General features: G+C 61.4%; 5 protein-coding genes. 4 read left to right on the top strand and 1 reads right to left on the bottom strand.

Going from position 1 to position 7,904, the window contains the following annotated elements; all coding sequences use genetic code 11:
* On the bottom strand, positions 1 to 950 hold a 950-nt coding region (locus ACH2EI_RS12070), incomplete at its 3' end, for an acyl-CoA dehydrogenase family protein (RefSeq protein ID WP_395160176.1).
* Between the two features lie 67 nt (positions 951 to 1,017).
* Between ACH2EI_RS12070 and ACH2EI_RS12065 the strand changes: the two genes are divergently transcribed.
* From ACH2EI_RS12065 to ACH2EI_RS12050, 4 genes are all read left to right on the top strand, one after another.
* Positions 1,018 to 1,605 (top strand): TIGR00730 family Rossman fold protein, encoded by a 588-nt coding sequence (locus ACH2EI_RS12065; protein WP_395156599.1) that lies wholly within the window; start codon positions 1,018 to 1,020, stop codon positions 1,603 to 1,605.
* 52 nt (positions 1,606 to 1,657) lie between these two features.
* On the top strand, positions 1,658 to 3,412 hold the full coding sequence (locus tag ACH2EI_RS12060) for an alpha/beta hydrolase (RefSeq protein WP_395160174.1): 1,755 nt from the start codon (positions 1,658 to 1,660) through the stop codon (positions 3,410 to 3,412).
* 845 nt (positions 3,413 to 4,257) lie between these two features.
* Positions 4,258 to 6,765 carry a ribonucleoside-diphosphate reductase subunit alpha gene (locus tag ACH2EI_RS12055; protein ID WP_395156603.1) on the top strand — a complete coding sequence of 836 codons (2,508 nt, stop codon included), beginning with the start codon at positions 4,258 to 4,260 and terminating at the stop codon, positions 6,763 to 6,765.
* On the top strand, positions 6,765 to 7,853 hold the full coding sequence (locus ACH2EI_RS12050; RefSeq protein ID WP_395160172.1) for a ribonucleotide-diphosphate reductase subunit beta: 1,089 nt from the start codon (positions 6,765 to 6,767) through the stop codon (positions 7,851 to 7,853). The genes ACH2EI_RS12055 and ACH2EI_RS12050 overlap by 1 nt, the downstream gene beginning before the upstream one ends.
* The last annotated feature ends 51 nt before the right edge of the window (positions 7,854 to 7,904 follow it).

Here is a 7,904-nt window from a genome sequence, read left to right as displayed (position 1 = left end):
CCCTTGTGGGTCTTGGACCGATCGGGGTCGGTGCGAGCAAGCAGGGTGAGTGCGTCGGCGCGGGCGCCGAATGTGCACCACGTCTTGACGCCGTTGATGACCCAGCCAGCTTCGCCGTTCGGGCCGTCGGCGCGTGTGGCCGTGACCTTGATGCCAGCGACGTCGGAGCCGTAGTCGGGCTCGGTGACTGCAACTGCGGGCATCACGTCGGCGGTTGCGAGAAGCGGCAGCCACTTTTTCTTCTGCTCTTCCGTGCCGCCCTTGACGAGCGCTCGGGTGAGGATTTCGGGGCGGGTGATCAGCGAGCCGCCAATACCCAGGCTGGCCTTCGACAGAGCCTCGGTGGCTGCGACCATGGCGATGTATTCCTCGTCGCCGCCTTCGGAGTAGCCGCCGTATTCGGACGGGACGCTGAGGCCAAAGGCGCCCAACTCGGCCATCCCGGTGATGATCTCTTCAGGCACGTCGGCGTTGGTGCGATGCACGTGCTCGGCGTGTGGGGCAATGACGTTTTGGGCGAAGGCATCAAACGTGTCGGCGACCATCTCCATGTCGCTCGACAGATGGAGCGGTCCTGGTTGGTCGGCCAGTGACGCGAGGAACTCCGCCGCCCGGAACTGCGTCATGAAGGCATGCGCATTGGCAAGGGGGTCTCGTTCGACGCCCCAGTCGTCTTCGCGGCCCAGGACTTTGCTGGCCACGTCGTGCAACATGTCGGCGGTGTAGGCGCAACAGATCTTTGCTTCGACCTCGCCCTTATTGCCGTAGTCGATCAGCGACTTCGCCGTCGCCACAGCGGATGCGGCGTGCGCAATCTCGTAGGCGAGCACCTGGTGCACGTCTGGGCCACCTTCGAGCGAGGCGAGTCGTCGAACCGCCTTGCCGACCACGCGATCGGCGAGGTCAATGGCATCAGCGCACGCGGGCAGGTCAGGAGCAGCAATTCCCATGAGGATCGAGAGTACCCGTGGGTAACAGAGTCGTTCACAATCGTCCGGCCGTGCCAACCTGTGACTCGTGTCAACCATCTGTGTGTACTGCGGGTCGAGTAGCGGAACTGACGGGGCGTTCGCCCTGATGGCTGAAGCGCTGGGAACTGCCATTGTCGAGGCGGGGCACCGTCTGGTGTACGGCGGCGGCGACGTCGGACTTATGGGCATTGTTGCCGATGCTGTTCTTGCTGCCGGAGGAGATGTGATTGGCGTGATCACTGAGCAACTGTTGGCACTCGAAGTCGGGCACGATGGGCTCACGGAGTTGGAAGTGTTGCCGAATATGCACTCGCGTAAGGCGCGCATGGCAGAGCTCGCTGACGGCATCGTGGTCCTCCCGGGCGGATTCGGAACGTATGAGGAAGCGTTCGAGGTGCTCACGTGGAATCAGCTCGGCATCATCAGTTCGCCGGTCGTCTTCCTCGACGTCACGTTGGGTGATGCTGAGCAGAGCTTCTATGACCCGTTATTCGACTTCATCGACGGGGCAACGGCAGCGGGGTTCATGAAGCCGCAGCACGGCGTCCTTGCACAACGTGCCGTGACGCCTGCCGAGGCGGTATCGATTGCGGCCGGACCAGCGCCGGAGTTCACTCGGAAATGGGTCGGCTGACCAGCGCACCGCATGAATGCAAAGCCAGCGAAGCCACGATTATCGTTCCCCCATGGCTCGAACCGTTGCGCTGGGCGCACTCGTCTCCATCACGTTGATCGCTGCTGCATGCACGTCCGTAGGCGGTGAGGTCTCGACCGAGCGATCCGAAGTCAACACCGGAACTGATGACAGCATCGGAACTGTCGGCGGCTCGATTGTCGCGCCGTTGGCGTGGGAACCGTGTGAGGACGCCGGGAACGCTGCGGTCGAACTCGACTGCGCAAGGCTCGTGGTCCCGCTTGACTACGCCGTACCCGACGGCGAGCAGATCGAGATCGCCGTTGCGCGTTCAGCTGCGATCGGAGCGGCCAACGACCGCATTGGTTCGCTCGTCTTCAACCCTGGCGGTCCTGGAGGTTCTGGCATCGAGTCGCTCGGTTTTATCCCGCTGACGATGTCGAGCGACATTCTCGAACGCTTCGACCTCGTGAGCTTCGACCCGCGCGGCGTTGGGGCATCGACGGCCCTCGACTGCGCAACGGACCTTGACGACGAGGTCGCGCTGCTGGCCGGAGGCGACGACGCCGGTTGGGCTGCCCTGTTGGCCGATGGCGAGACGCAACTCGAATCATGCGACGCGGCAACACTCGACCTGGCACCGTTCGTTGGCACCAACAACGCCGCCCGCGACATGGATCGACTGCGAGTTGCCCTCGGCGACGACGGGTTGACGTACGTGGGCTATTCGTACGGCACGCGGCTCGGCGCGACCTATGCCGAATTATTTCCGAACAATGTCCGTGCGCTCGTGCTCGACGCTGGGGTCAAGCCGACGTCTGACTCTGGCGAACTCGACAAGGAGCAGGGCGTTGGCTTTGACCGGGCGCTGGAAAACTTCGCCGCTGCGTGCGACGCCGACTCGGACTGCCTGCTCAACGATGTTGGCCCGACCCTTGATGTGATCGCCGGTCTCGAAGCTGAGATCGCCGAACTCGGGTCGTTCCCGACCGACGATCCGGACCGTGTGCTGACCCCAGGGGAATTGAGCCTCGGGATTGCCGCAGCGCTCTACAGCAAGGAGTCGTGGCCGTTCCTGGCCTCGGCACTCTTCGCTGCCGAGGCCGAGCAAGACGGGACGCTGCTGCAAGTGCTGGGAGATTCGCTCGTCGGCAGGCAACTCGACGGGACGTACGACAATTCGAACGTGGCGAACGGCTTTATCAACTGCGCCGACGATCCGGGCCGTCCGACTGCTGACGACCAACGTGCTGCTGCCGACGCTGCTGCTGATCTGTCGACGTACTTTGCCGATTTCCTGCGGGCCTCAACAGGTTGCATCGGGATCACACCAGCGGTTGATCCGCTCGTGATCGGCCCAGCAGCGGGTGCCGCGCCGATCGTGGTGATTGGCAACTCCGGCGACCCGGCCACCCCATATGAGTGGTCGGTGGAGCTCGCAAATTCCCTCGACTCGGCCGTGCTCTACACCGTCGAAGCTGAGGGCCACACGGCATACGGCTCGGTTGACTGTGTGCAGGCCGAGATCGACGACTACATCATCGAGTTGGTCGTGCCGGCTGAGGGGGCATCGTGCTCAGATAATGCGAGCGCCGACTTCTTCGTGCCAGAGCAAGAGTCTGACATCGGCCAGATTTTGGCGTTCTTCGACTGCGCGCGTGATGAGGGCGCCGAGATCCCGGACCTTTCCGAGGCTGACGTCTTGGCGGATCCGACGCTCGACACTGTCTTCGGCGACATCGATCTGACCGATCCGAGCCTGCAAGAAGCGTTCCTGGCCTGCTCAGCGCTCCTGCCGGAGCTGTAGTCGCCCGCTGTAGTCGCCGGTTGTCCACAGCGGAGTGGGGAAGTCCACAGGCTGTCCACATGCTTCCCACATGGTCAGCCACATCAAACCCACACGGTTTCCCGTCTTGTTGCTCACAGGCAATCTGACGCACAGTGGAAGCCATGGCCAGCCCACTGCTCTCCAGAGCCCGAATCGAGCGTGCTTCGCACAACCGTGGGCATCGCTCGACGTTGCGACAACTCGATCGACGGTGGCTTGAACGCGGAGGGTGGCGGACCACGTTGGAGTTCCGGGAGAATCACATCCGCTCGAGAGAGGGCCAATTGCTTGGAACAGAGTCGATGTGGGTGGCCGAAGCCGAGTTCGAGGGCCGAGTGATTGCCGCGATCGAACGTTCCGAATCCCGTGCATGGTCGCGACTGGTGAGCATCGCGAGCGTCTGAGCAGGGGCTTCGCGAAGGTGCCACGAAAACACAGATGTTTTCACTCGCTACCGTTGACAGTTGCGTAGTTTCACTGATGTAATTACGGACTCGGCAACACGACATGTGGTGTCCGAGTGGCTCTTTCGAAACGTTGAGCCACGACATCTGGTGCTTCCAGTAATACGGAGGGTGAGGGCCAACGACGACAAATTGGCCGTGAAATACGCAAGAAACACACACCGAACACACCGAACACGATGAGCACAATGAGCACACCGAACACAATGAGCACACAGAACACGACAGAACACGACAGACGCAGCCGACGACAATGATGAGATGGAGTGACCGGTGACACTGATTGACGGCAATGTTGGGACCCAGGCAACTACAGATGACACCGGCGAGCTGAGAGCACCGACCTTGACCGACGTTGCGATGTCGGCTCCGGTGGTGCAGGCGGGCGCAGGTGGCGCTGCTGCTGGTGGCGGAATGCGTGTGATGAAGCGCAACGGCCAGCTTGAAGCGGTCGACCTGAACAAGATTGTCCACGCCATTGCCCGGGCGTCTGAAGGGTTGCTCGGTGTCGATCCAATGCGTGTTGCCACTCGGACGATCTCGGCACTCGCCGACGGCGCAACCACAAACGAGCTCGACAACCTGTCAATCCGTACTGCGGCAGGCCTGATCGTCGAAGAGCCCAACTACTCCAAGTTGGCCGCACGCCTCTTGGCGACGGTCGTCGACAAAGAAGTCCGCAACCAAAACATCCCGTGGTTCTCTGAGTCGATCAAGGTCGCTCACGAGCAGGGCATTGTCTCGGACGAGGTGCGCGCATTTGTCGATGCCAACGCTCCTGAACTCAACGCTGCGATCAACTCTGACCGTGACCGGTTGTTCGAGTTCTTCGGCCTCCGCACGGTCTATGACCGGTATCTGCTCCGTCACCCCGAGCGCCGTGATGTCATCGAGACGCCGCAGTACTTCATGCTCCGTGTGGCCTGCGGTCTCGTTGCCGGTGACGCCAAGAGCGGCGAACTGACCGGCGGCGTCGATGCTGCGGTCAAGTTCTACGACCTGATGTCGTCGCTGGCCTACCTGCCGTCGAGCCCGACGCTGTTCAACTCGGGCACCACGCACAGCCAAATGTCGAGCTGCTACCTGCTCGACTCGCCCGAAGACAGCCTCGAGGGCATCTACAAGCGCTACACCGACATCGCCAAGCTCTCGAAGTTTGCCGGTGGTATCGGCGTCGCATGGCACCGGGTGCGTGCAAAGAACAGCCTCATCCAGGGCACCAACGGCCTGTCCAACGGCATCGTCCCGTGGCTTCGGACCCTCGACTCGTCGGTCGCTGCGGTCAATCAGGGTGGCCGCCGTAAGGGCGCCGCCTGTGTGTATCTCGAGTCCTGGCATGCCGACGTCGAGGACTTCCTCGAGTTGCGTGACAACACCGGCGACCACGCTCGCCGTACGCACAACCTGAACATCGCCAACTGGGTTCCCGACCTCTTCATGGAGCGTGTCGAAAAAGACTGGCAGTGGAGCCTCTTTGATCCAAAGAAGGTCCCGAACCTGACCGACAAGTTCGGCGAAGACTTTGAGCGGGCGTACACCGCTGCTGAAGAAGCTGGCCTCTTCGAAAAGCAGATCTCCGCCCGCTCGCTTTACACAAAGATGATGCGCACGCTCGCTCAGACCGGCAACGGCTGGATGACGTTCAAGGATGCTTCCAACGAGAAGTGCAACCAGACCGGTGCGCTCAACGACGACGGCTCGCCGCGTGTTGTGCACCTGTCCAACCTGTGCACCGAAATCCTCGAGGTCACCGACCAAGACAACACCGCGGTGTGCAACCTCGGTTCACTGAACTTGGGCAGCTTCGTCGGCACCGGCCCCAACGGTGGCGACGAGTTCGACTTCGAGCGCCTCGGCCAAGTCGTCCGCCAGGTCGTCCCGTTCCTCGACCGTGTCATCGACATCAACTACTACCCGACGCCGGAAGCCGAATACTCGAATAACAAGTGGCGTCCGGTCGGCCTCGGCATGATGGGCTTGCAAGACGTCTTCTTCAAGAAGGGTCTGCCGTTCGATTCGCCCGAGGCGAAGGAACTCAGCAAGCGGATCAGCGCGCATATCTACTTCCATGCACTGTGGTCATCCACCGAACTCGCCGTCGAAAACGGCCCGCACGAGTCGTTCGCCGGCACCCGCGCAGCGCAGGGCGACCTGCAGTTCGACCTCTGGGACCTCGGCGGTCGCAAGAGCGGCGTTCCGGTTGTCCCGCCGGCCGAGCTCGACTGGGACACACTGCGTGGCCGCATCACAGAGCACGGCCTGCGCAACAGCCTGCTCATCGCCATTGCGCCCACGGCGACGATTGCTTCGATCGCCGGCTGCTACGAGTGCATCGAGCCGCAACTGTCCAACCTGTTCAAGCGCGAAACTCTGTCCGGCGAGTTCATGCAGATCAACCGGTACCTCGTCACCGAACTGCAGCGTCGCGGCCTGTGGGACGAGGAGATGATCAATGAGATCAAGCAGGCTGAGGGCTCGGTGCAAAACGTCGAGCGCATCCCCGTCGAACTGCGCGAGGTATATCGCACGTCGTGGGAGATTCCGATGCGCCAGCTGATCGACATGGGTGCCGAGCGTGGCGCCTTCATCGACCAGAGCCAGTCGCTCAACCTCTTTATGGAGACGCCGACTATCGGCAAGCTCTCGTCGATGTACCTGCACGCCTGGAAGTCCGGTCTCAAGACCACCTACTACCTGCGTAGCCGTCCGGCCACGAAGATCAACAAGTCGACGACGTCCGCAGCAGCGACCACCACGCCACCAAAGGGCGGCGGTGCTCCCGAGCCCACCCAATCAAAATCGTTCACCGATGAGGAAGCACTTTCTTGCAGCCTCGAGAACCCCGAATCCTGCGAGGCATGCAACTGATGGCACTCATTGACCCGATCACATCTGACGACTACGACACATTCGCAGCGCCGGCCACACCGGCCGCGGCGCCTGTCGCTCGACAGCGCAACATTCTTGACCCGGGCTTTGACCTGACGCTCCGGCCGATGCGATACCCGCAGTTCTTCGATATGTACAAGGACTCGATTAAGAACACCTGGACCGTCGACGAGATCGATTTCTCCGATGACTTGGTCGACCTCGACCGCAAGTTGATGCCGGCTGAGAAGCACATGGTCAGCCGCTTGGTGGCGTTCTTTGCCACTGGCGATTCCATCGTGTCGAACAACCTGGTCCTCAACCTGTACAGCCACATCAACAGCCCCGAAGCGCGGATGTTCCTGTCGCGCCAGTTGTACGAAGAGGCGTTGCACGTTCAGTTCTACTTGACCCTCCTCGACAACTACATCCCGGACATGAAGGAACGCGAAGCTGCGTTTGCTGCTGTCGAGAACATCCCGTCGATCAAGGCCAAGGCCGACTTCTGCTTCAAGTGGATGGATCAGATCCAAGAGATCGACCGGATCGAGACACCGGAACATCGTAAGCAGTTCCTGTTGAACCTGATCTGCTTCGCCACCTGTATCGAAGGCTTGTTCTTCTTCGCAGCGTTCGCGTACGTCTACTTCTTGCGCTCGAAGGGCTTGCTCAACGGCCTTGCCGACGGCACCAACTGGGTGTTCCGCGACGAGTCGTGTCACATGAACTTCGCGCTCGAAGTCGTCAACACGGTCCGTGCCGAAGAGCCCGAGCTGTTCGACGCTCAACTCGAGACCGATATCCGCGAGATGATCAGCGAAGCCGTCGAGTGTGAGTACCTGTTTGCTGCCGACGTTCTCGTCGAAGGCGTTCCGGGCATGAGCCTCGGCGACACCCGCGAGTACCTCCAGTACGTTGCCGACACTCGCCTTGCCCTGCTCGGCTACAGCCCCGAGTTCGGGTCGAAGAACCCGTTCAGCTTCATGGAACTGCAAGATGTGCAGGGTCTGTCGAACTTCTTCGAGCGCACCGTGTCGAGCTACCAAACCGGCATCGAAGGCGAAGTCGGGTTCGACGAAGAGTTCTGAGCAGGGAGTTCTGAGCAGGGAGTTCTGAGCAGGGAGTTCTGAGCAGGGAGT

Origin of the sequence: Ilumatobacter sp. (genome assembly GCF_041688325.1) — a bacterium.
GTDB lineage: Bacteria > Actinomycetota > Acidimicrobiia > Acidimicrobiales > Ilumatobacteraceae > Ilumatobacter_A.
Note: the sequence above shows the minus strand (reverse complement) of the source record. Positions and strands in the feature narration are given on the sequence as shown.

Coding starts and splice junctions, on each gene's coding strand:
- ACH2EI_RS12060 (WP_395160174.1), top strand. CDS start 1,658: ATGGCTCGAACCGTTGCGCTGGGCGCACTCGTCTCCATCACGTTGATC.
- ACH2EI_RS12055 (WP_395156603.1), top strand. CDS start 4,258: ATGTCGGCTCCGGTGGTGCAGGCGGGCGCAGGTGGCGCTGCTGCTGGT.
- ACH2EI_RS12050 (WP_395160172.1), top strand. CDS start 6,765: ATGGCACTCATTGACCCGATCACATCTGACGACTACGACACATTCGCA.